The organism is Kitasatospora sp. NPDC088346, assembly GCF_044740765.1.
In the GTDB taxonomy this organism is placed as follows: domain Bacteria; phylum Actinomycetota; class Actinomycetes; order Streptomycetales; family Streptomycetaceae; genus Kitasatospora.
This window is the reverse complement of the sequence record NZ_JBIURH010000009.1, coordinates 102,790-124,241: the sequence shown is the minus strand read 5'-3', so window position 1 is coordinate 124,241 and position 21,452 is coordinate 102,790. Positions and strand designations below refer to the sequence as shown.

At 76.9% G+C, this 21,452-nt stretch carries 22 protein-coding genes and 2 pseudogenes; 12 read left to right on the top strand and 12 right to left on the bottom strand.

The window, feature by feature from the left end:
* Positions 1-25 precede the first annotated feature (25 nt).
* A complete protein-coding gene (gene ligD, locus ACIOFR_RS15175; protein WP_400996698.1) occupies positions 26-916 on the top strand; it encodes a non-homologous end-joining DNA ligase in 891 nt (296 codons plus the stop codon).
* A gap of 22 nt (positions 917-938) precedes the next feature.
* Here the strand turns inward: ligD and ACIOFR_RS15170 are convergent, their stop codons facing one another.
* The 7 genes and pseudogenes from ACIOFR_RS15170 to ACIOFR_RS15140 all read right to left on the bottom strand — a co-directional run.
* Entirely contained in the window at positions 939-1,793 is an 855-nt protein-coding gene (locus tag ACIOFR_RS15170; protein ID WP_400996696.1) for a GNAT family N-acetyltransferase, read from the bottom strand.
* A 73-nt stretch (positions 1,794-1,866) separates the two neighbouring features.
* Entirely contained in the window at positions 1,867-2,307 is a 441-nt protein-coding gene (locus ACIOFR_RS15165) for a hypothetical protein (protein ID WP_400996693.1), read from the bottom strand.
* Between the two features lie 35 nt (positions 2,308-2,342).
* Positions 2,343-4,016: a hypothetical protein gene (locus tag ACIOFR_RS15160; protein ID WP_400996690.1), complete on the bottom strand. Its 1,674-nt coding sequence runs from the start codon at positions 4,014-4,016 to the stop codon at positions 2,343-2,345.
* Between the two features lie 139 nt (positions 4,017-4,155).
* Complete coding sequence (locus ACIOFR_RS15155; RefSeq protein WP_400996688.1) at positions 4,156-4,857, bottom strand: YoaK family protein; 702 nt, start codon at positions 4,855-4,857, stop codon at positions 4,156-4,158.
* A gap of 166 nt (positions 4,858-5,023) precedes the next feature.
* The gene (locus tag ACIOFR_RS15150; protein WP_400996686.1) at positions 5,024-5,689 is read right to left on the bottom strand and encodes an SAM-dependent methyltransferase; all 666 of its coding nucleotides are present in this window, start codon (positions 5,687-5,689) and stop codon (positions 5,024-5,026) included.
* Positions 5,686-6,387, bottom strand: coding sequence for a DUF2064 domain-containing protein (locus ACIOFR_RS15145; protein WP_400996961.1), 702 nt, complete (start codon positions 6,385-6,387; stop codon positions 5,686-5,688). Before ACIOFR_RS15145 ends, ACIOFR_RS15150 begins: the two co-directional genes overlap by 4 nt.
* Positions 6,361-7,038: pseudogene (locus tag ACIOFR_RS15140) on the bottom strand (glycosyltransferase family 2 protein); the annotation flags it as partial. The gene ACIOFR_RS15145 and the pseudogene ACIOFR_RS15140, both read right to left, overlap by 27 nt.
* Before the next feature lie 13 nt (positions 7,039-7,051).
* Between ACIOFR_RS15140 and ACIOFR_RS15135 the strand changes: the two are divergent.
* The 4 genes and pseudogenes from ACIOFR_RS15135 to ACIOFR_RS15120 all read left to right on the top strand — a co-directional run.
* Positions 7,052-7,855 (top strand): response regulator transcription factor, encoded by an 804-nt coding sequence (locus ACIOFR_RS15135; RefSeq protein ID WP_400996684.1) that lies wholly within the window; start codon positions 7,052-7,054, stop codon positions 7,853-7,855.
* Positions 7,856-7,861: 6 nt separating this feature from the next.
* Entirely contained in the window at positions 7,862-9,019 is a 1,158-nt protein-coding gene (locus tag ACIOFR_RS15130) for a sensor histidine kinase (RefSeq protein ID WP_400996682.1), read from the top strand.
* Positions 9,020-9,083: 64 nt separating this feature from the next.
* Entirely contained in the window at positions 9,084-9,728 is a 645-nt protein-coding gene (locus ACIOFR_RS15125) for a hypothetical protein (protein ID WP_400996680.1), read from the top strand.
* A gap of 146 nt (positions 9,729-9,874) precedes the next feature.
* Positions 9,875-10,093: pseudogene (locus ACIOFR_RS15120) on the top strand (nuclear transport factor 2 family protein); the annotation flags it as partial.
* A 79-nt stretch (positions 10,094-10,172) separates the two neighbouring features.
* On the opposite strand, the gene ACIOFR_RS15115 reads toward ACIOFR_RS15120, so the two are convergent.
* The 4 genes from ACIOFR_RS15115 to ACIOFR_RS15100 all read right to left on the bottom strand — a co-directional run bounded on the left by ACIOFR_RS15115 (position 10,173) and on the right by ACIOFR_RS15100 (position 14,017).
* Positions 10,173-10,493: a hypothetical protein gene (locus ACIOFR_RS15115; protein ID WP_400996677.1), complete on the bottom strand. Its 321-nt coding sequence runs from the start codon at positions 10,491-10,493 to the stop codon at positions 10,173-10,175.
* Positions 10,494-10,522: 29 nt separating this feature from the next.
* Entirely contained in the window at positions 10,523-11,056 is a 534-nt protein-coding gene (cpt, locus tag ACIOFR_RS15110) for a chloramphenicol phosphotransferase CPT (protein ID WP_400996674.1), read from the bottom strand.
* Between the two features lie 107 nt (positions 11,057-11,163).
* Complete coding sequence (locus tag ACIOFR_RS15105; RefSeq protein ID WP_400996672.1) at positions 11,164-12,840, bottom strand: serine/threonine-protein kinase; 1,677 nt, start codon at positions 12,838-12,840, stop codon at positions 11,164-11,166.
* A 100-nt stretch (positions 12,841-12,940) separates the two neighbouring features.
* Positions 12,941-14,017: an NAD-dependent epimerase/dehydratase family protein gene (locus ACIOFR_RS15100; RefSeq protein ID WP_400996669.1), complete on the bottom strand. Its 1,077-nt coding sequence runs from the start codon at positions 14,015-14,017 to the stop codon at positions 12,941-12,943.
* Between the two features lie 116 nt (positions 14,018-14,133).
* On the opposite strand from ACIOFR_RS15100, the gene ACIOFR_RS15095 reads away from it, so the two are divergent.
* Genes ACIOFR_RS15095 through ACIOFR_RS15085 form a run of 3 tightly spaced genes read left to right on the top strand, consistent with a single transcriptional unit; the run spans position 14,134 to position 17,599 of the window.
* Positions 14,134-15,609 carry a bifunctional phosphatase PAP2/diacylglycerol kinase family protein gene (locus tag ACIOFR_RS15095; protein WP_400996667.1) on the top strand — a complete coding sequence of 492 codons (1,476 nt, stop codon included), beginning with the start codon at positions 14,134-14,136 and terminating at the stop codon, positions 15,607-15,609.
* A gap of 48 nt (positions 15,610-15,657) precedes the next feature.
* Positions 15,658-16,443, top strand: a complete 786-nt coding sequence (locus ACIOFR_RS15090) for a DNA-formamidopyrimidine glycosylase family protein (protein ID WP_400996665.1) — start codon at positions 15,658-15,660, stop codon at positions 16,441-16,443.
* A 46-nt stretch (positions 16,444-16,489) separates the two neighbouring features.
* Entirely contained in the window at positions 16,490-17,599 is a 1,110-nt protein-coding gene (locus ACIOFR_RS15085; RefSeq protein WP_400996663.1) for a HEAT repeat domain-containing protein, read from the top strand.
* A 19-nt stretch (positions 17,600-17,618) separates the two neighbouring features.
* Here the strand turns inward: ACIOFR_RS15085 and ACIOFR_RS15080 are convergent, their stop codons facing one another.
* Positions 17,619-18,251 carry a uridine kinase gene (locus ACIOFR_RS15080; RefSeq protein WP_400996661.1) on the bottom strand — a complete coding sequence of 211 codons (633 nt, stop codon included), beginning with the start codon at positions 18,249-18,251 and terminating at the stop codon, positions 17,619-17,621.
* Positions 18,252-18,407: 156 nt separating this feature from the next.
* Here ACIOFR_RS15080 and ACIOFR_RS15075 point away from each other — a divergent pair, with 156 nt between their 5' ends.
* From ACIOFR_RS15075 to ACIOFR_RS15060, 4 genes are all read left to right on the top strand, one after another.
* Positions 18,408-18,935, top strand: coding sequence for a phosphohydrolase (locus tag ACIOFR_RS15075; protein ID WP_400996658.1), 528 nt, complete (start codon positions 18,408-18,410; stop codon positions 18,933-18,935).
* Positions 18,936-19,102: 167 nt separating this feature from the next.
* Positions 19,103-19,273 (top strand): hypothetical protein, encoded by a 171-nt coding sequence (locus tag ACIOFR_RS15070; RefSeq protein WP_400996655.1) that lies wholly within the window; start codon positions 19,103-19,105, stop codon positions 19,271-19,273.
* Complete coding sequence (locus ACIOFR_RS15065) at positions 19,270-19,563, top strand: dsRBD fold-containing protein (RefSeq protein ID WP_400996652.1); 294 nt, start codon at positions 19,270-19,272, stop codon at positions 19,561-19,563. The genes ACIOFR_RS15070 and ACIOFR_RS15065 overlap by 4 nt, the downstream gene beginning before the upstream one ends.
* 174 nt (positions 19,564-19,737) lie before the next feature.
* Positions 19,738-21,447 (top strand): protein kinase, encoded by a 1,710-nt coding sequence (locus tag ACIOFR_RS15060; protein ID WP_400996650.1) that lies wholly within the window; start codon positions 19,738-19,740, stop codon positions 21,445-21,447.
* Positions 21,448-21,452 lie beyond the last annotated feature (5 nt).

The window sequence follows — 21,452 nt, the reverse complement described above, 5'->3', positions numbered from 1 at the left end:
CCCTTTCGCGGGGATCTACCACGGTATGCCGGAGCGCCAGGTCACGGAAGTCGAGGGCCGCCGCCTGGTCCTCTCCCACCTCGACAAGGTCCTGTGGCCGGTCACCGGCTGGACCAAGGGCGAGGCCCTCTACTACTACGCCCAGGTCGCCCCGGCGATGCTGCCGCACCTGCGCCGCCGCCCGGCGACCTTCCTGCGCTTCCCCTCCGGGATCGGCGAGGAGGGCTTCTTCGCAAAGAACCCGCCGCCCGGCCTGCCCGACTGGGTCCCCACCGTGACCGTCCCCACCCACGAGGGCCCGAAGGAGCGGGTCACGGTGGACGACCTCGCCACCCTGATGACGGTCGGCAACGGCTACGCCCTGGAGCTGCACGTCCCGCAGTGGACGGCCGACAGCGGCCACGCCCACCACGACCGGCTGGTCGTCGACCTCGACCCGGGCCCCGGCGCCGACCTCGTCCAGTGCTGCCGGGTCGCCCTGCTGATCCGCGAGCGGCTCGCCGCCGACGGCCTGCGTGCCCACCCCAAGACCTCCGGCAGCAAGGGCCTGCACCTGTACGCGGCGCTGCGCCCCGCCCCCGCGAAGGCGGTCGGCGCGTACGCCCGGGCGATGGCCGAGCGGCTGGCCGGCGACCACCCGGACCTGATGGTGTCCCGGATGGCGAAGGCGGTGCGCCGCGACCGGGTCTTCGTCGACTGGTCGCAGAACGCGACGGCCAAGACCACCGCCGCCGCCTACACCCTGCGGGCGACCCCGGTGCCCGGGGTGTCCACCCCCGTGACGTGGGCGGAGATCGAGGCCTGCACCCGGGCCGAGGACCTGGCCTTCACCCCCGACCAGGTCCTGGAGCGGGTCGCCGAGCACGGCGACCTGCTGGCCCCGCTGCTGGAGGAGGCCGACCCGCTGCCCGGGTGAGCGGCCGGGGCGCCCGGGCCGGTCAGCCGGCTTCGGTGGCCGCGGGCTCCTCGGCGGGCTCGGCGATCAGCGCGGTGGCGACCCGGTGGAAGCCCGCCCGGGCGTAGACCCGGGCCACGGCTTCGTCGCCGGCCGACAGGAAGACCGTCGAGGCGCCGCGGGCGCGGGCGTCGGCCACCAGGCAGGCCGTGACCGCCAGCGCCAGGCCCCGGCGGCGGGCGGCCGGGAGGGTGCCGACGCCGACCACCTCGGTGACCCCGTCCACCGGCTGGTGCATTCCCGAGCAGAGCGCCGAGCCGTCCGCGTCCAGCGCGGCGGCCGTCACGGTCAGCCCGGCCCGCATCCGGTCCGCGACGCGTTCCAGGGTGCCGTCGGTCAGCAGCTCCGCCGTGGCGGTGACCAGCTCGGCCCGGCCGGCCGCGCCGACCCCGGTGCCCGGCTCGGCGAACGCCAGCCGCGGTACCGCCAGCGCGGCGGCGAGTTCGGGCGCGTCCGGGCCGATCAGCCGTACGGCGGGGTCGGTCGGGAGCACGGGCGCGTCCGGGTCGAGCGCCATCAGCGGGTGCGCGTTCACGGCCAGCCCGCCGGCTTCGACCGCCTCCCGCAGCCCGGGCGCGTTCTCGGCCACCCACTCGAAGCTCTCCGGGACGCCCAGCTCCCGCTGGCGGGCCCGGACCCGCTCGACGTCCGCGGCCGTGGCGGGCGGGCCGTCCCAGCCGAGCGTCGGGCGGGCGTAGTACCCCCAGCCCTCCCCGTCGCGGACGAACAGGGTCAGCGGCCCGAAGTCCTCGGTCCGGGCCGCGGAGCGGGGGACCGCGTCGTAGTAGCGCTCGATCCGGGCGAGCAGGTCATTGGTGTCGGTCGTGGTGAAGTGCACAGCGCATCCAAGCAACCGCGGCCCGTTCGCGCCACCGGTTTGAGCGACCCCGGTCCGGTTGTCGCCCGGTGACTCACCGGTCGGGCGTGCCCGGGTCCGCGAGGCCGTCGATGTACTGGTCGGCGAGTTGCACCCGGTACCGGACGTGTCGGGTGCGGCCGTCCGCGGCGTACTGGGTGAGGTCCACCGCGTCGCCCGCGCAGGCGGCGGACCATCGCACCGGCACGGCGGGCCCGCGGAACACCGGGTCGGCGGCCGGGTGCTCCCCGGCCCACCGGTCGAGGCGCAGGTTGAGCTCGGGCGTGAGGTACAGCGCCCGGATCTCGGACGGGGTGCGGCCGGTGGGCCCCTCGCCGAGCACGGCGTCGCGGTAGGCGCCGACGAACTGGACCACCAGGGCCTTCCCGCAGTCGGGCACCGGGGCCGGCGTCCCGCCGGCCGTCCCGCCGGTCGGGACGGGGGCCGCGGCGAGGGCCAGGGCGGCGAGGGCTGCGGCGGCGAGCGGCTGCTTCAAGGATCCTCCGGAGGGCTGGCGAGGCGGACTTCCCGTCAGCCCTGCCCACCGCCGGGCCGGGCGAACCCCGGCCGGGTGCGCGGCCGGCGGTGCAGGCCCTTGTGGCGGTACATCAGCGCGGCCGCCAGCAGCCCGATGCCCAGGCCGACCGCGGCCGCGCCGCCCAGGGCGAGCGGCAGTCCGGCGTCGCCGCCGCCGGTGTGCGCCAGGTCGGAGGCCGGCGCGGCGGCCGGGCTGCCGGAGCCGGTGACCGGGGCGGCCACCGCACTGGCCGACGGGCTCGGTGCGGGGCTCGCGGCGCTCGCCGGGGTCGGCCCCGTCCTGGTCCGGGAGGACGCCGGTGCGGGCGAGTAGGAGTAGTCCGGCAGGACGGCACCGACCTGGAACCCGGCCCGGTCGTCGGCGGCGGAGGCGTCCGCGCCGGCCGGTGCGGCGGACAGCGCCGCGGTGCCCGTCCGGTGGTCGAACAGCTCGGTGGGCTCGACCCGGAAGGTGAAGGTCTCGCTCTCGCCCGGGTGCAGGGTCCTCGTGGGGGTGCAGGTGTACCCGGAGGCGGCGCCCGCGGTGGGCGCGCAGCCCGCGGGCGCCTCGGCCACCCGGAGTCCCTCGGGGAAGGTCAGCAGCAGCAGGACGGGCGTGCCCGCCGGGTCCCCGGGCGCGACGGGCACGTCACCGGCGTTGCGGACGCCGAAGCCGGCCTCGGTCCGGCTCCCGAGCGTGGTCGCGACGTCGGGGGCGACCACCGCGAGGTCGCGCACCCGGCCGGTCTCCAGGTTGCCGTACACCGTGGCGCCGCCGTACTCGACGCCGGACGGCGCGGGCTCGGCCGTCAGCACCAGGGCCGGTCCGGTGCCGCGCCGGGAGATCGCCGGGTCGCCGGCCAGTGCCCGGTCCTGCCGGCCGCCCCTGACGTCGACGCCGTACTCGAAGCGGGAGTTGGGCGGGTTCCCGCCGTCCTGGGGTGCGAGGACCACCGGTACGGCGGGCCGCAGGGCCTCGCCGGGGTGCACCACCAGGTCGTCGAACCGGCACAGCACGTACGAGTCCGGTGCCACCGGGTACAGGCAGTTGCCGTAGCTGCCACCGATGCCGAAGCCCGGCCGCTGCGCGAAGTACAGCACGACGCCGTCGGCGTCCCGGTCGCCCCGGTTGACGAAGCCGGTGTCGACCGGCGTCGGGCCGCCCACCGTGGTCCGGGCGGGCAGCTGACGGGCGGCCAGGTCGGGGCCGTCGGCCACCTTCACGGTGGTGCGCGGCGTGCCGGAGTGCCCGCCCTCGGCCGCGCCGGCGGCCGTGACCCGGTACGAGAGCGAGCCCGTCGCGCCGAGCGCCGCGCCGGCGGTGGCCCGCACGCCCAGGCGGAGGGTGGTGGCGGCGGGCACCTCGCCGAGCGTGCAGAGCGCCTGAAGGTGTGCGGCGTCGGTGAAGGCGCACTGGGCGGGCAGCCGGAGCTCGGCGACCTTGGCGAGCGCGCGCCCGTCGACGGCCACCTGAACCCCGGTCAGGGTGGCGCGGTTGTCGAGGCTGTGCACGAACAGGACCAGGTCGTGGAAGGCGGGATCGCCCGGCGCCACCTGCTGGTCCACCGGAGTCGGGTACTGCACCTCGAAGGCGGGCCTGTCCTGGGCGGCCCCCGCGGGCGCCGCCACCGTCGTCACCATCGCGGCGGCGGCTGCCGCCAGCGCCCCGCGGACCCGCAATCCGGCCAAATCCGGCTCCCCCGTCGAACGTGCGATCCAAAGGTCTAGATCCAACCATTCCGCCGCCCTCCGGGCCAATTCGCCCGGGGCCCCGCCGCGGCCGGTCCGCCGGCCGGACTGCCGGCCGGACTGCCGGCCCGTCCGCCGGTCAGTCCGCGCGGTCGGTCGGGGGCGGCCGCCGCGCGACGGCGAGACCGTAACCGGCGGCGATCGCCAGGCCGGCCGAGGCCGCCGCCAGCAGCGGCACCTGGGGCGCCCAGCCGGCGTCCAGCATCAGCGCCCCGAGCACACCGCCGCCGAACATCGACCCCAGTGCCGCCGTGCGGCGCAGCACCGGACGGCCCCCGCCGGCCGGCGCCGCACCGCTCAGCAACGCGGTGAGGGTGCGGGTGGCGATGGTGGTGGGAAGGTCCGGGACGTGGGCCCGCAGGGTGGTGACGTTGCGCAGGCCCATCGCCACGGCGGTCGCCGCCACCACCGCGAGATGGCGCGGGGAGGGGTCGTCACCGGTCGGCGGGAGGTCCCACGCCGCGGCCGCGGCGGCGCCGAGCAGCAGGGACTCCACCACCAGGCCCACCAGGAACCACCGGTGGCGCCGGGCGTCCACCCGGGCCTCGACCGCCGCCCCCGCCACCACACCGACGGTGAAGCCGCCGAAGGAGACGGCCGACGCCAGGGCGGACAAGCCCCGCGCCCCGGCCACGCCGAATGCCAGGAACAGCAGATTGCCCGTCATCACCGCGGTGAAGACGTGCCCGAGCGCAAGGAAGCAGACCGCCTCGATCAGCCCGGTGGTCACGGTCAGCCCGACCAGCGCCGCGCTCAGCCCGGGGCCCCGACGCAACTCCACCGCGGCTCCCTCCGGCGCCCCCGCAGCGGCGGAGCATCCGCCGGCCACCCACCGCTACCACGGGCCACCCGCCGCGCCCGCGCCGGCGGGGCTGCGCCGGCCGGGTCGTTCAGCCGCCCGGGGGAGCGGCCGGGCGCCGGGTCCGGCCCGGCTCACGGCGGCCGGCTCACCGCTCCGGCCGGTGCAGGGCGACGAACGCCCGCCCGTGCGAGCTCCACCGCTCGGCCTCGGTCAGTCCGGCCGCCGTCGCAGCCGTCCGGACGAGTGCGTCGGCGCCCAGCCGGGCCCAGGCGAACGGCGGGCCGAGGCGGCCGTGCGGGCCCTCCACCCGGACGGTCAGCCGCTCGTCGGTGGGGCGGGGTTCGACCTCGACCAGCAGCCGGCCGCCGGGGCCGAGCAGTTGGGCGGAACGCCGCAGCAGCGTGGCCGGGTCGCCGCCGATGCCGAGGTTGCCGTCGGCGAGCAGGGCGGTGCCCCAGCGGCCCTCGCCGGGCAGCCGCTCGAAGACGGACCGGCACAGGGCGAGTCCGCCGATGGCGGCGGTACGGTCGACGGCCGCCCGGGTGACGTCCACGCCGAGGGCCGGGACACCGAGGGACAGCAGTTCGGCGACCAGGCGGCCGGGGCCGCAGCCGATGTCCAGGGCGGGTTCGGCGGAGTCCAGGCAGCGCAGCAGCAGGCCGTGGTCGGCACCGGCCGCGGGGCCGCACCACCGGTCCACCTCCAGCGGCCGGCGGCTGCCGTCCGCGCCCCGCAGCCAGAGCGGGCCGCGGCCGGTCCGCATCGCCTCCGCGAACGGGTCGTCGACCCAGGGCCGTACCGCGGTCGTCATCGGCGGGCCGCCCTCTCGCTGGGCGCGGCGCTGCGGTCGGGGCAGAACGCCCGCCAGCGGGCCGCGAACCGGCCGTCGGGCGCCGCACGGGCCACCGCCTCGGCGTCCTCGGCGGTGTCCACGTCCACCAGCGTCGGCAGGTGGCAGACCGTCAGGCCCGCCGCCACGGTCCGGGCGAGCAGCTGCGCCCCGGTCCGCGCGGTCGACATCTCGACGCCGACCAGCAGCCGGCGGGCCAGCCCGGGGGTGGGCCGGGCCAGTCCCAGCGCCCAGAACCCGCCGTCGGCCGCCGGTCCGTACCAGGCGTCCACGCCGGGGCGCCGGGCGGCGGAGAGCGGCTCGGCCAGGGTGGCGGCGGTCAGCTGCGGGGTGTCCATGCCGACGAGCAGTGCCGGCCGGTCGGGCGGCGCCAGTGCGAAGGCCGCGGCGAGCCGCGCGTCCAGCCCGCCGGTCACCTGCGGTGCGACCTCCCAGCCGGGCGGGAGCCAGCGGCCGGGCCGCCCGTCCAGGACGACCAGCCGGCGTCCGGCCGGGATCAGCGAGAGGGTGGCCAGGGTGTCCGCGAGCGCGGCTTCGGCCAGCGCGGCGGCCTGCTCGGGGCGGTACACGGGGGTGAGCCGGGTCTTCACCCGGCCGGGCAGCGGCTCCTTGGCGATCACCAGCAGGGTGGGCGGCGGCGCCGCCAGCACCGCACGCATGTCCCGGACCGCCCGCACGGTGCCGCGCACCGTCCCGGTCACCTTGGACCGCCCGGCCCGCGGCCGGTAGTCCACCGGGCGCTCGGCGATCCGCATCCCGGCGGCAGCGGCGGAGAGCACCGCCTCCAGCGGGTAGCCGGAGCGGCGGTCGCCCAGTCCGAGCGCGAGCAGGCGCTCGCGCCGGGCCGCCCGCATCGGGCCGAGGTCGTGCAGGGGCGCGCCGGTGCGGGCGCGCAGCCGGCGGGCCAGTTCGGCGTTGGCCAGCCGGGCGTGCGGTGGCCAGGCGCCCGGGGCGGTCGGTCGGCGGCGGCCGAGCACCAGGTCCGCGGTGCCGTCCAGCACCGGGCCGGTCACCCGGGCGAGCTGGGCCGGATCGAGGGAGCCGTCGCAGTCCATGAAGCAGACCAGGTCGGCGGTGGCGGCCAGCAGGCCGGCGTGGCAGGCGGCGCCGAAGCCCCGGCGCGGCTCGGTCACCACGGTGGCGCCGAGCGAGCGCGCCAGCTCGGCGGAGCCGTCCGAGGAGCCGTTGTCCACCACGATGGGTCGCAGGCCGGGCGGCATCCGCCCGAGCACCCAGGGGAGGGCGGCGGCCTCGTCCAGGCAGGGCAGCACCACGTCGACGGAGAGGGTAGGAGTGGTCACCCGGCTCAAGCTACCGACCGGAATGCGGACAATTGCCGCATCGGTGCCTTACGGAAGTCGTACGGACCGCCCCGGTGGTCCGGCCCGCCCCCCGGGGTTTCCTATCCTCGACGACGTGACCGATACTCCTCCCACCGCCTGCGTCCTCGTGGTCGACGACGACCCCACCGTCGCCGAGGTCGTCACCGGCTACCTGCAGCGCGCGGGTTTCCGGGTCGACCGGGCCGCCGACGGCCACCAGGCCCTCGCCGCGGCCGCCGAACACCGCCCCGACCTGGTGGTCCTCGACCTGATGCTGCCCGGGATCGACGGCCTGGAGGTCTGCCGCCGGCTGCGGGCCACCGAGGCCGGCGCCCGGCTGCCGGTGGTGATGCTCACCGCCAAGGGCGAGGAGGCCGACCGCATCCTCGGCCTGGAGCTCGGCGCCGACGACTACGTCACCAAGCCGTTCAGTCCGCGCGAACTGGTGCTGCGGATCCAGTCCGTGCTGCGCCGGACCGCCCTGGCCCCGGCCGCCGGCGGGCTGCTCACCGCCGGTGACCTCACGCTCGACCAGCAGGCCCGCCGGGCCCGCCGTGGGGAGCGCGAACTCTCGCTCACCCTGCGCGAGTTCGACCTGCTGGCCTTCCTGCTCCGGCACCCCGGCACCGCCTTCGGGCGGGAGGAGCTGATGCAGCGGGTCTGGGGCTGGGAGTTCGGCGACCTGTCCACCGTCACCGTCCACGTCCGCCGGCTGCGGGAGAAGATCGAGGACGACCCGGCCGCACCGGTGCTGATCAGCACCGTCTGGGGCGTCGGCTACCGCTTCGACCCGGTGAAGGGCTGAACCACCGTGAACGACCTGCTGCTCATCGCCCTGTTCGCCGCCCTCGGGGCGTGCTCGGCCGGCCTGCTCGGCTGGCCGGTGGTGCGGCTGCTGCGCCGCCGCTCGCTCGCGCTCTCGCTGTTCATCGTCGCGCTGGTGACGGTGCTCGCCATGACGGCGGGGACGCTGGCGGTCGCCCAGGCGATGTTCCTGTCCCACCACGACCTCGGGGTGGTGATCACGGTGACCTCGATGGCCGCCGTGGTCTCGCTGGTCACCGCCGCGCTGCTGGGCCGCCAGGTGGTGGCGGGCAGCCGGGCGCTGACCGTGGCCGCCCGCACGGTGGGCAGTGAGGAGGGGTTCTCCGCCCCGCGCCGTCCGCTCGGCTCCGAGCTCGCCGAGCTGAGTGCCGAACTCGCCGCCACCAGCGCCCGGCTGGCCGAGTCCCGGCGGCGCGAACAGGCCCTGGAGCACTCCCGCCGGGAGCTGATCGCCTGGATCTCGCACGACCTGCGGACCCCGCTGGCCGGGCTCCGGGCGATGGCCGAGGCCCTGGAGGACGGCGTCGCCGAGGACCCGGCCCGTTACCTGGTGCGGATCGGCACGGAGGTGGACCGGCTCACCGGCATGGTCGACGACCTCTTCGAGCTGTCCCGGATCCAGGCCGGCGCACTCGCCCTCTCGCCCGCCCGGGTCTCGGTCTACGACCTGGTCGGCGACGCGATCGCCGGGGCCGACCCGCTGGCCCGGGAGCGCGGGGTCCGGCTGGAGGGGGCGGAGGTCGCCGCCGAACCGATCGAGGTGGACGGCCGGGAGATCACCCGGGTGCTGGCCAACCTGCTGGTCAACGCGATCCGCTGCACCCCGGCCGACGGCGTGGTCGCGGTCGCCGCCCGCCGGGAGGCCGACGAGGTGCTGGTCTCGGTCACCGACGGCTGCGGCGGCATCCCCGAACCCGACCTGACCCGGGTCTTCGAGACCGGCTGGCGCGGCGGCAGCGCCCGTACCCCCCGGCCGGCCGAGGCCGCCCTGCCGGGCCCGCACCACGGGGACACCGGCGCGGGGCTCGGCCTCGCGATCGTCCGCGGCATCGTGGAGGCGCACGCCGGGCGCGCCAGCGTCCGCAACGTCACGGGCGGCTGCTGCTTCGAGATCGCCCTGCCGTCCGCGGCGGCCGTGGGCTGAGCACCCCAGGGCCGCGGCACAGGGCCTCGACGGGGATGTCCGACCGGACGGCTAGGTTCCTGCCATGGGAATCTCACTGTCGGTCGGCATACTCCACTCCGTGGCGGGCAGCGACCGCGAAGGCCTCCGGTACCACCGGGAGGCGTTCACCCGGCTGCACGAGGCGCTGGCGGCGCAGGGCATCGACTGGCGCGAACCGGAGCCCGCCGAGAGCGCCGACGCACCCCGCCACTACGCCGGCTTCCCCGCCCGCCACCTGACACACCTGCGGCGCAGCTACGTCCTGCACCGGTGGGAGGAGCCCGTCACCCCGGCCCTCACCTGCGACCCCGCCCAGTACGCCCGCGACCTGCGGTGGATCGAGGACGAGACCTCGATGCTCTCCTCCCACCTGCTCTGCCACTCCGACACCGCCGGCTACTACCTGCCGGTCGACCTCGACGACCCGCTCTTCCTGCCCGCCGGCGCCGGGGTCGACGGCGGTGGCATCGTCGGATCGAGCCGGCGACTGCTGGCCGAACTCCGCAGCTTCGCACCCGCGATCGGCGTGCGGCTCGACCCCGACGGCACGCTCGGCGCGGAGGAGTCCGCCCGGCTCGCCGCCCACTCCCCGGACGACCCGTTCCAGGCCGAGGCCTTCGCCTGGCTGCACCTCCACCTCGCCTGCCGGGCGAGCCTCGCCTCCGGCCACGCCGTCGTCCTCCACTGACCGGCGCCGACCACCGCCGACGGGGGCGTCAGGCGCGCAGCGCGGACAGCCGGCGCAGGGACTCCTCCGCGCCGGCGAGCACCGAGACGTGCCCCTCCCCGGGGAGCAGCCGGAGCTCGGCGGCGCGGCAGCGCCGGGCCATCGACCGCGTCCGGCTGATCGCCGGCTACGGCGTCAACTTCGACCTCCAGCACGTCCTGGTGAGCCGGGACAACTTCGCCCTCTCGGTCCACAACACCGCCGAGCGCGACGGCGTGGTGCTCGACGAGTACCTGGCCACCGTCTGCTCCGTGCGGGACGGCCGGATCGGCGCGATCGAGACCTACCTCTCGGACGTGCCGGGCATGGACGCCTTCTTCGTGTGAGCCCCGCCACCGGTCGCCCGTCCCGCCGACGCTGGACGACCGGCCGCACCCCCTCCCGCCGAGGGGCGAGCCCCACCCGCTACCGCTTCACGCACCCGGAGGCGGCCGGCGCCGTCCCGGTCCCGTGGGCGGTGAGGCCGAGCTGCTCCTCGCCCACCGTCGTGCGGACATCGACCAGGATCGTGCTTCCCTCGTCGAGGCGCAGCGTGAAGAGCGGATCGAGCGTCATGAGGAGCTCGAAGTCCGCGCGGTCCGACTCGGACGGCGGAGGATCGAGGACGGCGCCGCCCGCCCACCCGTCACCGAGGGCGTGAGCGGTGACCCGCACGCCGAGCCGGGCCAGACAGGTCGATCGATCGGCCCACCACTCAAGCGTGGCGGTCCCTTCCCAACGGTCCATGCCGCCGGTATCGCCATGTCGACCGTCCATCACTGGACGCGCTCGGCGATGGCCCGGGCGCACTCCATCGACTCCGTACGCGTGGTGTCCACCTCCAGGTCGTAGGCCACGCCCCGGTGGACCACCTCCGCCTGGGACACGGCCATCCCGACGATCCGATCGCCTCGCGCGACCTCACGGCCCGCCGCAACGGAGCCGTCGCACCTGACACCGACCCACAGCACCGGCAGGTCGCCCAGCGCCGTCCGCCACCGCCGCTGCGACTCCGTGCCGCCGAGGAAGACCTCATCGACGATGACCCGGGCGCCCGACCGCGCCATCGCGGCAACCCCCTCGATCCACGCCGCCTCCAACCGCCGGAACTCCGGCCCGACGACCACCTCCCCGTCCGGGGCGAAGTCGATCCCGCCGTCGGCCGTCCGCATGGACGCCGGCATCGCGTCCACCAGGGTGTCCGTCCCGAGCGCCAGCCACGGGCCCGGCAGGACAGCCTGCAGACATCGAACGATCCCGGACTTCCCCGAGCTGGAACCACCGTTGAGGACGATCACCTGGGTCATCATCACGCCACGGTAGGCGCACCCGGGGCGACGCCCGAAACGGATTTCCGTGCGTCGCAACGAGGAGCATCCCCGCCCGTCACCGCCGGTCGCCGCGTACGGGGCCGCGGTCAGGACTGCCGGGTCAGCCGGCTGTTCGCGAAGCCGTCCTGCTTCAGTTCCAGGGTGCCGTCCGGGCCGAGCTCGAAGGTGAGCGGCGCCGAGACCTCCGGGGTGCAGCCGGGGTTGGTGGTGGTGAGGGTCTCCGAGACGACGACGGACTGCTCGGAGGCGGAGACCAGGACGGAGGTCTCGCCGCACTGGACGCCGGGCGCGGCCCCGGTGGTGGCCGCGTGGCCGACGGTGTCGCCGACCTGGCCCTGGACGAGCTGGATCCGGTACGTCGAGACGGCGCCGGACTCCTGGGTCACCTCGCCCTGCCAGGTGCCGAGGTAGCCCTCGGGGACGGCGCCGGCGGGCTCGGCGCTCCCCTCCGCCGAGGCGTTGTCCTGGCCGGCGGCGCCACCGCCACTGCCGTCGCTCGCCTCCGCGGAGTCGCCCGCCTGCGCCGAGTCGCCCGCCTCATTGGAGGCGCTCTCGGACGGCTGCGCCCCGCCGCTCGCGCCCGGGGTGCCCGGGCCGTGGCTGAGCCAGAACGTCAGCCCGGCGGTGAGGACCAGCGCGAGTACCACGCCGCCCACCGCAACCGCCCGCCGCCGGCCGGCGCCCGCGAGCCGGCCGGTTCCCCCTGCCGGTCCGGGGCCGGCGACCGTCCCACCCGAAGCCCGCCCGCCGGCCGGCCCGTCGAGCTCGGTGGCCGGCCCGTCCAGCTCGGTCGGCGGCCCGTTCAGCTCGGTGGCCGGCTCGGCCTCCGCCGGCCGCCCGGCCGGTTCGCGGGTGGCCTCGGCGTCGAGGCCGAGCAGCTCGACCGCCAGCCGGGCGACGGACTCGGAGACCGCCGGTGGCAGCCAGCCGGCCTGCCCGAGGCGGACGGTGTCGCCGGTGGCGGCGGTCAGCCGGTCGCGGACCTGTTCCGGCGTGGGCCGGTCGGCCGGGTCCTTGGCGAGGCAGGCGGCGACCAGCTCGCGCAGGTCGCCGTCGAGCGCGCCCAGCTCGGGCGGCTCGTGCACCACGCGGTAGATGAGCGCGGCGGCGCTCAGGCCCTCGCCGAAGGGGGCGGTGCCGGTGGCCGCGTAGGCGAGGACCGCGCCGAGCGAGAACACGTCGCCGGCCGGTCCCGGAGTCCGGCCCTGGGCCTGCTCGGGGGACATGAAGCCGGGGGAGCCGACGACGAAGCCGGACCGGGTGAGCACGGTCGCCGCGTCCAGCGCGCGGGCGATGCCGAAGTCGATCAGCTGCGGTCCGTCCAGCGCCAGCAGGACGTTGGACGGCTTGACGTCGCGGTGCACCAGCCCGAGGGCGTGCACGGCGGCGAGCGCGTCGGCCAGGCCCGCGCCGAGCGTCCGCACGGCGCCGGCCGGCAGCGGCCCGAACTCCCGGACGGCCGCGCCGAGGGCCGGCCCGGCCACGTACCCGGTGGCGACCCACGGGTGGGCGCCTTCGGTGTCGGCGTCGAGGACCGGGGCCGTCCACCGGCCGCCGACCCGGCGGGCCGCCTCGACCTCCTGGCGGAACCGGCTGCGGAACTCGGGGTCGGCGGCGTACTCGCCGTGCACCACCTTGACGGCCACCGTGCGGCCGCCGGCCGTCCGGCCGAGGTAGACCCGTCCCATGCCGCCGGCGCCGAGCCGCCGCAGCAACCGGTAGTCGCCGATCTGCTGCGGATCCCCTGCGACCAGTGCTTCCATGCCCACCCCGCCCCTGTTCCGGACCGTCGCCGGTCCCTTGCCGGGACGACCGTACCGGGTGCGGGCGGCCCCGTGCCCACCGGAGCGGGGATCGGCGCCCTCACCGCCCGGAGCTGCCCGGACCGTCACGCAATGCTGCCCCCGCGAACTCCGCCATCCCCGCGGCGAAGCCCACCCGGGGCAGCCAGCCGAGCTCGGCCCGCAGCCGGGTGGAGTCCGCCGTGACGTGCCGGACGTCCCCCAGCCGGTACTGACCGGTGACCACCGGCTCGGGCCCGCCGGACGCGTGGGCGAGCTCCCGGGCCATCTCGCCGACCGTCCGCACCTCGCCGCTGCCCACGTTGTACGCCCGCGCGCTGCCCGGCGGGCGCCCGGCGACCGCGGCGAGGGCGGCCAGGTTCGCCGCCGCGACGTCCGCCACGTGCACGAAGTCCCGGCGCTGACCGCCGTCCTCGAAGACCCGCGGGGCCTCGCCCCTGGCCAGCGCCGACCGGAACAGCGAAGCGACCCCCGCGTACGGCGTGTCGCGGGGCATCCCCGGCCCGTACACGTTGTGGTAGCGCAGCGTCAGCACCCGTCCCCCGCAGGCCCGCGCCCATGCGGAGGCCAGCAGTTCCTGGGCCACCTTGGACGCCGCGTACACGTTCCGCGGGTCCACCGGCGCGTCCTCGCCGACCAGCCCGGGGGCCAGTGCCGCACCGCAGACCGGGCAGGGCGGCTCGAACCGGCCGCCGTCCAGATCGCCGACCCGGCGCGGTCCGGGCGCCACCGCGCCGTGCGCCGGGCAGCGGTAGGTCCCCTCGCCGTACACCACCATCGACCCGGCCAGCACCAGGTTCCGCACGCCCGCCCGGGCCATCGCCGAGAGCAGCACCGCCGTGCCGAGGTCGTTGCAGCCCACGTACCCGGGCGCGTCGTCCAGGTCCAGCCCCAGGCCCACCATCGCCGCCTGGTGGCAGACGGCGTCCACGCCCCGCAGCTCCTCCTCGACCAGCGCGGTGTCGCGCACGTCGCCCCGCCGGAACCGGACCTCCGGTGGCAGCCGCGGCGCCCGGCCCGCGGGGTGGACGGCGGGCAGCAGGGCGTCCAGGACCCGCACCCCGTGCCCGGCCTCGACGAGCTGGGCCGCGATCCGCGACCCGATGAACCCGGCGCCGCCGGTGAGCAGAATCTCCATGCCCACGACGCTAGGGCCCACCGGGCGCCCCGGCGGCCCGCGGCGACGGACCGTCAGGACTCCGTAAGACCGGCCGTGGCACCGCCTCCGCGCGCCCGGCCGCGTAGGCTCTCGCCATGCGAGTGATCACCGATCTCGACCGCAAGCTCTTCAACCGGGTCGCCCTGAGCCGGCTGCGCGGCGCCCACCCCGTGCTGCCCCGGCTCACCAGGGCCGCCAACCACGGCGTGCTCTGGTTCGGTGCGGCCGCGGCGCTGGCCGCCACCGGCGACCGCACCGCCCGCCGCGCGGCGCTGCGCGGGGTCGGCGCCCTGGCGCTGGCCTCCGCGACGGCCAACATCTTCGCCAAGGGCGCCACCCGGCGGGCCCGGCCGGTGCTGGACCACGTCCCGGCGGCCCGCCGGCTGCTGGTCCAGCCGACCTCGACCTCCTTCCCGTCCGGCCACTCCGCCTCGGCGGCGGCCTTCGCGACCGCCGTCGCGATCGAGTCGCCGCTGCTCGGCCTGGTGGTGGCGCCGGTGGCGGCCGGGGTGATCGCCTCCCGGGTGTACGTCGGCGTCCACTACCCCGGGGACGTCCTGGCCGGCGCCGCGCTGGGCGCCGGCCTCGCCGTGCTCACCCTGCGCTGGTGGCCGGCGCGCGCCACCGAACCGGCCCGCACCGCGCCGCCCGGCATCCAGGCACCGGCCCTGCCGCGCGGTGCCGGCCTGACCGTGGTGGTCAACCCCGGCTCCGGCTCGGACGGCCCCGACGCCACCATGGCCGAGCTGCGCACCCTGCTCCCCGAGGCCGACCTCCGGCTCTGCGGCCCCGACGAGGACCTCGCCGAGCTGATGGACCGCGCCGCGCAGGCCGCCACCCGGGCGGGCGGCGCCCTCGGCGTCTGCGGCGGCGACGGCACCGTCAACCTGGCCGCCACCGTCGCGGCCCGCGAGAACCTGCCGCTCGCGGTCTTCCCCGGCGGCACCCTCAACCACTTCGCCGTCGACCTCGGCAGCCACGACCTGCGCTCCACCGCCGAGGCGGTGGAGAAGGGCAGCGCGGCCGGCGTCGACCTCGCCCTGGCCACCGGCGGCGACACCGACCGGCCGTTCCTCAACACCTTCAGCATCGGCGTCTACCCCGACCTGGTCCGCATCCGCGAGAAGCACGAGAAGCGGATCGGCAAGTGGCCCGCGCTCGGGCTGGCCCTCACCCGGGTGCTGCGCACCGCCCAGCCGATGCCGGTCAGCGTCTCCGGTGTGCCCCGGCTGATCTGGCTGCTGTTCGCGGGCAACGGCCCGTACGACCCGCCGGGCTTCGCCCCCACCCACCGCAGCCGCCTGGACGACGGCCGGCTCGACATCCGGGTCGTCGACGGCAGCCGCCCCTTCGCCCGGACCAGGCTGGTCGGCGCCTTCCTGCTCGGCACCCTCGGCAACTCCCGGATCTACCGGGAGGTCCGGCTCTCCGCCCTGGACCTGACGGACCTTCGCGGTGTGGACCACTTCAGCGTGGACGGCGAGGTGGTCAGGGCCCCGGACCGGCTGCTGCTGCACAAGGCCGCCCGCGCCCTGACCGTCTACCGCCCGCAGGACCCGGCCATCCCCTGATCCGCCCCCGAGGGGCCCCGGCGGCGGCCGGTCGCGCATGATGGACGGGTGCCCGAAGGAGACACCGTGTACCGCGCGACCGCCCAGCTGCACGCGGCGCTGGCCGGCCAGGTGCTGACCAGCGCCGACCTGCGGGTGCCCGCCCACGCCACCGCCGACCTGACCGGCCGCCGCGTCCTGGAGGTCGTCCCGCACGGCAAACACCTGCTGACCCGGATCGAGGGCGGCCTGACCCTCCACACCCACCTGCGGATGGACGGCCGCTGGGCGCTCTACCGAGCCGGCGAACGCTGGACCGGCGGCCCCGCCTTCCAGATCAGGGCCGTCCTCGGCACCGAGCACCACACCGCCGTCGGCTACCGCCTGCCCGTCGTCGAACTGCTGCGCACCGCCGACGAGCAGCGGGCCGTCGGCCACCTCGGCCCCGACCTGCTCGGCCCCGACTGGGACGCCGCCGAGGCCCGCCGCCGCCTCGCCGAACGGCCCGAGCGCCCGCTCGGCGAGGCCCTGCTCGACCAGCGCAACCTGGCCGGCATCGGCAACGTGTACGCCAACGAGCTGTGCTTCCTCGCCGGGGTCACCCCCTGGACCCCGGTCGGCGCGCTGCCCGGCCTCGACCGGCTGCTCGCCCGCGCCCACCAGGTCCTCGACGCCAACAAGCTGCGGCACGGCCACGTCACCACCGGCGACACCCGCCCCGGCCGCCAGCACTGGGTCTACGGCCGCGCCCGCCGCCCCTGCACCCGCTGCGGCACCACCCTGCGCGCCGCCACCCACGCCGAGGACCGCCCCGCCACCTGGTGCCCGCACTGCCAGCGCGGCCCGACCCCCTGAAACCCCCTTGCCCCCCCCGCACCGGGCGAGCGGCAGCATCGACCGGGTGCACGAGCCCCCCGAGCGCCTCCACCTGTGGGGCCGCCAGCTGTACGTCCGTCAGCCCGACCCGCTGGCCTGGGCCGAGGCGGTGCTCGCTGCGGCCGGCCCGCACGCCGAGGAGTCCGGCCTCGCCTGGTACGTCCACAAGCTTCGCCGGAACCTCACCGCCGGCGCCCGCTACGACCACGACACCGGCTGGTGGATCGCCCCGCTCGCCCACCGGCTCGCCACCGACGTGCCCGGACTCACCGACGCCCTCGCGGACACCCTCGGCGGCCGACCGCTCGGCCCCGCGTCCCTGATCGCGCTCTGGGCGGAGGAACTGACCGCACCCGCCGCGCCCCCGCGCCACCGGGCCGTGGACGCGCTGATCGCCTGGGCCGAGCTCGGGGACCGGCAGGCCCGAGCCGCCCTGCACGCGGCCGTCGCCGACCATCGCACCGCCGACCCGACGGTGTGGACCAAGGCGCTCAACCGGGTGGGCCTGTTCGGCGACGCCACGCTCGCCGGCCCGCTCCTGGGAGCCCTCGCCGACCACCCCGGGTTCCGTGGCGCGCCCTGGGCCGCCACCGCCTGCGCCGAACTCGGCCTGCGCCAGGCCGTCCCCCTGGTCCTCCCGCTGCTGGCGGACCGGGACCGGCTGACCCGGCACACCGCCTGCCAGGCGCTCGGACGACTCGGCGACCCGGCCACCGTGCCGGCCCTGGTCGGGCTCCTCGACGACCCGGCGGAGCTGGTCCGCGCCGGCGCCGCGGCGGCACTCGCCGCGATCGGAGGCACCGCCGCCCGGGCCGCGCTCCGGCGCGAACTGACGCTGCTGCGCCACCCCCGGGCCGGCTACCTGGCCTCCGCCGTCGGGTCGTTCGGGCCGGACGCCCTGGACGACCTGATCGCGCTGGCCGCCGATCCGTCGCCCGAGCGGAGGTACTGGGCCTGCCGCGCGCTCGGGGTGACCGCCGAGGACCGGGCCCTGCCCGTCCTCGAACACCTGGCCGCCACCGACCTCGCCCGCACGGACTGCGGCGGACGCGTCGCCACGGCGGCCCGCCACGGCCTGCGTACGGCGCACCGGATCCGCGCCCGTCGCAGCCCGCCCGGCGCCGGACGGCCCTGACCCCGGGCGCCGCCGGCGGTCAGCGCTCGACCAGGGCGGGATGGCGCGGGTCGTCCACCCGGACGGTGAGGTCGGCCAGGTCCTCGGGGGCGGTCTCGGTGCGGTAGCGGGCGTACGCGGGCAGGGTCCAGCGCTCCTCGGCGGGGGTGCGCCGGGCCAGCGCCGCGTCCCCCATGGCCAGATGCACCGTCCACTCGAACGGCAGCCAGCGCCCGAGCAGCAGCGGCCCGTCCAGCACCAGCACCCCGCCCGGCGGCAGCACGGTGTACGGGACGCGGGCGGACCGGTCGTGCACCGCGTCCCGGAGCGCGGGCAGGACCCGGCCGCTCCCGCCGGGTTCCAGCGGGTCGAGCACCTCCCGCAGCAGGGCCCGGTCGTCCAGCCAGAGGTCGTGGTAGGCGTCCACGTCCTGGTGCCCGTACTCCAGGCGGATCGAGGCCGGGCGCAGGAAGTCCGCCGCGGACACCCGCAGCACCGGCCGGCCGAGCAGCCGCAGCGGCTCCACCAGCGCGTCGGCGAGTGCGCCGGGCCGTGCGGCGGGTGCGCCGTCGACGGCCACCCGGGCCCACCGGCCCTCGCCGCCCGGCAGTGCGGCGATGCGTCCGGCGAGGAGCCCGGCCAGCCGCTCGGGGGAGATCGGTGTCACCTGCATCCCGCCATCCTGGCACCCCGCCCGACGCCGCCCGCGGGGGGCGCCGCCCGCCGGCCGCGGCACGCCGGGCCGCCCCGCCCGGCCACGGTCGTCCGCAACACCGCTATATTGCGCCGGAACTGGCAGATGTTCACCTCGCGGGGGAGTGCCGTGCCCATGCTCAGCCTTGCCGACGTCGACCGCCTCGCCGCGGACGCCCACGCCGGACAGCTCGACAAGATCGGTGTGCCGTACGTGGCGCACGTCCGGGCGGTGGCCGAGGCGGTCGCCCCGTTCGGGACCGGTCTGCAGATGGCCGCTCTGCTGCACGACGTCCTGGAGGACACCGCGCTCACCGCCGACGACCTGCTGCGGGCGGGGGTGCCGTTCAGCGTGGTCGCCACGGTGCGCAGGGTGAGCCGGACGGAGGGCGTCGCCTACCACGCCATGCTCCGGCAGATCGTCACCGACCACTCCGCCACCCTGCTCAAGATCGCCGACAACGCGCACAACTCGCGGGCCGACCGGTCCGCCCGGCTGCCGGAGGCCGACCGCGAGCGGCTGGCCGAGCGCTACCGCTCCGCCCGGCGGATCCTGTGGCCGGCCGCCGCCCCCGCGGACATCCGGGCCATCGTCGCCACGGTCAACCCGGCCCTGCTCGACGAACTCGCCGAGCCCGCCGAGCCCGCCGAACCGGCCGGCTGACCCGGGCCCCGAGCGCTGAGCCCCGGGCCGGGCGTCCCCGCGAGCACTGGCCCGTACGCCCGCACAGGCGCAGGCTGGAAGCCAGGACGCGACCGGCCGGTCGCGCGCACCGTCACGGCGCCGCGGTCCGGTCGACCGCACCAGCATCCGAGCACTGGGAGCCGGCGATGTCCGACATGCACGACAGGTTCACCGACAAGGCCGAGCGCGACGCCGAGGACATCCGCGCCGCCGACCCGGAGGAGGGCATCACCTCCTACCAGACCGCCCACGCCCAGGACATGCCCCCGGCCGAGGGCGAGCAGCTGGACGAGGCCCAGGAAGGCGGCTCGCGGTGACGCAGGGCGGCGCCGCGGCCCGCGAACCGCAGTCCGGTGAGTGGCAGGTGCGGCTGCACGTCACCGAGGACGGCGACCACACCAGGGCGCACGCCGTGCTCGACACCGGCAGCGGCCTGCTGGAGGCCGACGCCGAGGCGCATCGCAGCCCGCACGACCCCGCGGCCCCCGTGATCGGCGACGAGCTGGCCGTCGGCCGGGCCCTGCTCGACCTCGGCCACCGGCTGGTGCAGGCGGGGTCGGTCGCCGCCGAAGCCGCCGAATCGGCCCGCCGCCGCGACGGAGAGTGACCACGAAGCATCCTTGCCGCAGTAGCACTGCGGCCCGTTCGTAATGAAAAGGCGTACCCGAAGAACCGAAACTGTGTCCTATCATCGCCCGCGGGCCGGAACCCTCCGACCCGCGGCTGCGTCACTCTCGGTGGCCGCATGCCCGTGCGGACCGGACTTCCGGGGGTGGACCAGATGGACGAGAAGGCAGGCACGACCGGCCCCGTCGGCGCGCAGCAGGACCAGGGCTGGGAACTCCCCGACTACGAGCACCTGCGCGAACTCGGTGCGGGCGCCGCGGGCCGGGTCGTCCTCGCCCACCACCGCGCCACCGGCACCCCCGTCGCGGTCAAGTACCTCACCGGTTCCTCCGCCGACCACCAGGGCTTCCGCGCCGAGGCCGAACTGCTCGCCGCGCTGCACTCCCCGCACATCGCCCAGCTCTACGAGTACGTCGAGAGCCCGCACGGCGCCGCCATCGTGATGGAGCTGGTCGACGGCATCTCGCTGCGCGACCTGCTGCGCTCCGAGGGCGCGACCGCCCCCGAGGCCGCGCTGACCGTCCTCAAGGGCTCCCTGCTCGGCCTCGCCGCCGCGCACGGCGCAGGCGTCGTGCACCGCGACTACAAGCCCGCCAACGTGCTGGTCGCCGCCGACGGCACCTCCAAGCTGGTCGACTTCGGCATCGCCGTCCGCAACGGCGACACCGGGGCGATCGCCGGCACGCCCGCCTACATGGCGCCCGAGCAGTGGGCCGGTGAACCGGCCGCCCCGGCCGGCGACGTGTACGCCGCCACCGCGACCTTCTTCGAGTGCCTCACCGGTGCCAAGCCGTACGCCGGCACCACCCTGATGGAGCTGGCCGTCCAGCACACCGAGGCCCAGATCCCCGCCGAGCAGGCCCCCGAGGCGCTGCGCCCGCTGATCCGGGCCGGCCTGGCCAAGACGCCGCAGGAGCGGCCGGACGGCGCGGCCCTGCTGGTCGAGGAGCTGGAGGCGGTCGCGGGCGCCGCGTACGGGGAGGACTGGGAGGAGCGCGGCCGGCGCCAGCTCGCCGGGCTGGTCGCGCTGCTGCCGCTGCTGCTGCCGTTCGCCGGTGCGCAGGCGGGCGGTGCCACCACGTTCGCCAGCACCGCCCTCGCGCCGCCGACGGCACCCGGGCCGGGCGGCGGTCCCGGGCCGGGAGCGGTGAGGTTCGGGCGGCGGGCCAAGATCGCCAGTGCCGCCACCGGTGTGGTCCTGGTCGCCGGTGCCATGGCGGGCGTCGCCGTCGCCGGTGCCACCGGTGCCTCCGGCACCAGCGAGGTGGCCGCGCCCAAGGCGACCACCACCCTGGGCGCCGTCCCCGTCGTCGAGGCCTCGCCGGTGCCGTCGGCGTCCGCCTCGGTGGAGGCCTCCCCGTCGCCGTCCGCGTCCGACTCGGCCTCGCCCGGCGCCTCGCCCTCCCCGTCGGCGACCCTGGTGGCCCCGCCGTCGCCCGGCAGCACCCCGACGCCCAAGGTGTCGCCCAGCGCGACGACCGCCACCACCAAGCCCGCCAGCCCCACGCCGACCCTCGTGTCGGCCACCCCCACCGTCACCCCGACCGTGGTGGCGCCGCCGCTGAAGGTCCTCTCGGTGAAGCCGGTGTTCACCTGCGGCCCGTCCTCCGCGACGGCGACGGTCACCGTCCTGACCGACGGCGCGGCCGACGGGACCCTGAACGTGAGCTGGACCAGCGGCCTGTCCCGGCTGCCGACCACGCACACCTTCGCGCTCCGCAAGGGTCAGACCAAGGCGGTAACGTTCAGCGACACGATGCCGTTCGGAGCGGCCTCCACCCTCACCGCCCGGGTCTCCACCACCCCGGCGAGCACCCTGTCGTCGCACACCTTCGACACCATCACTTGCAACCCGCCCCGCTGAGAGCA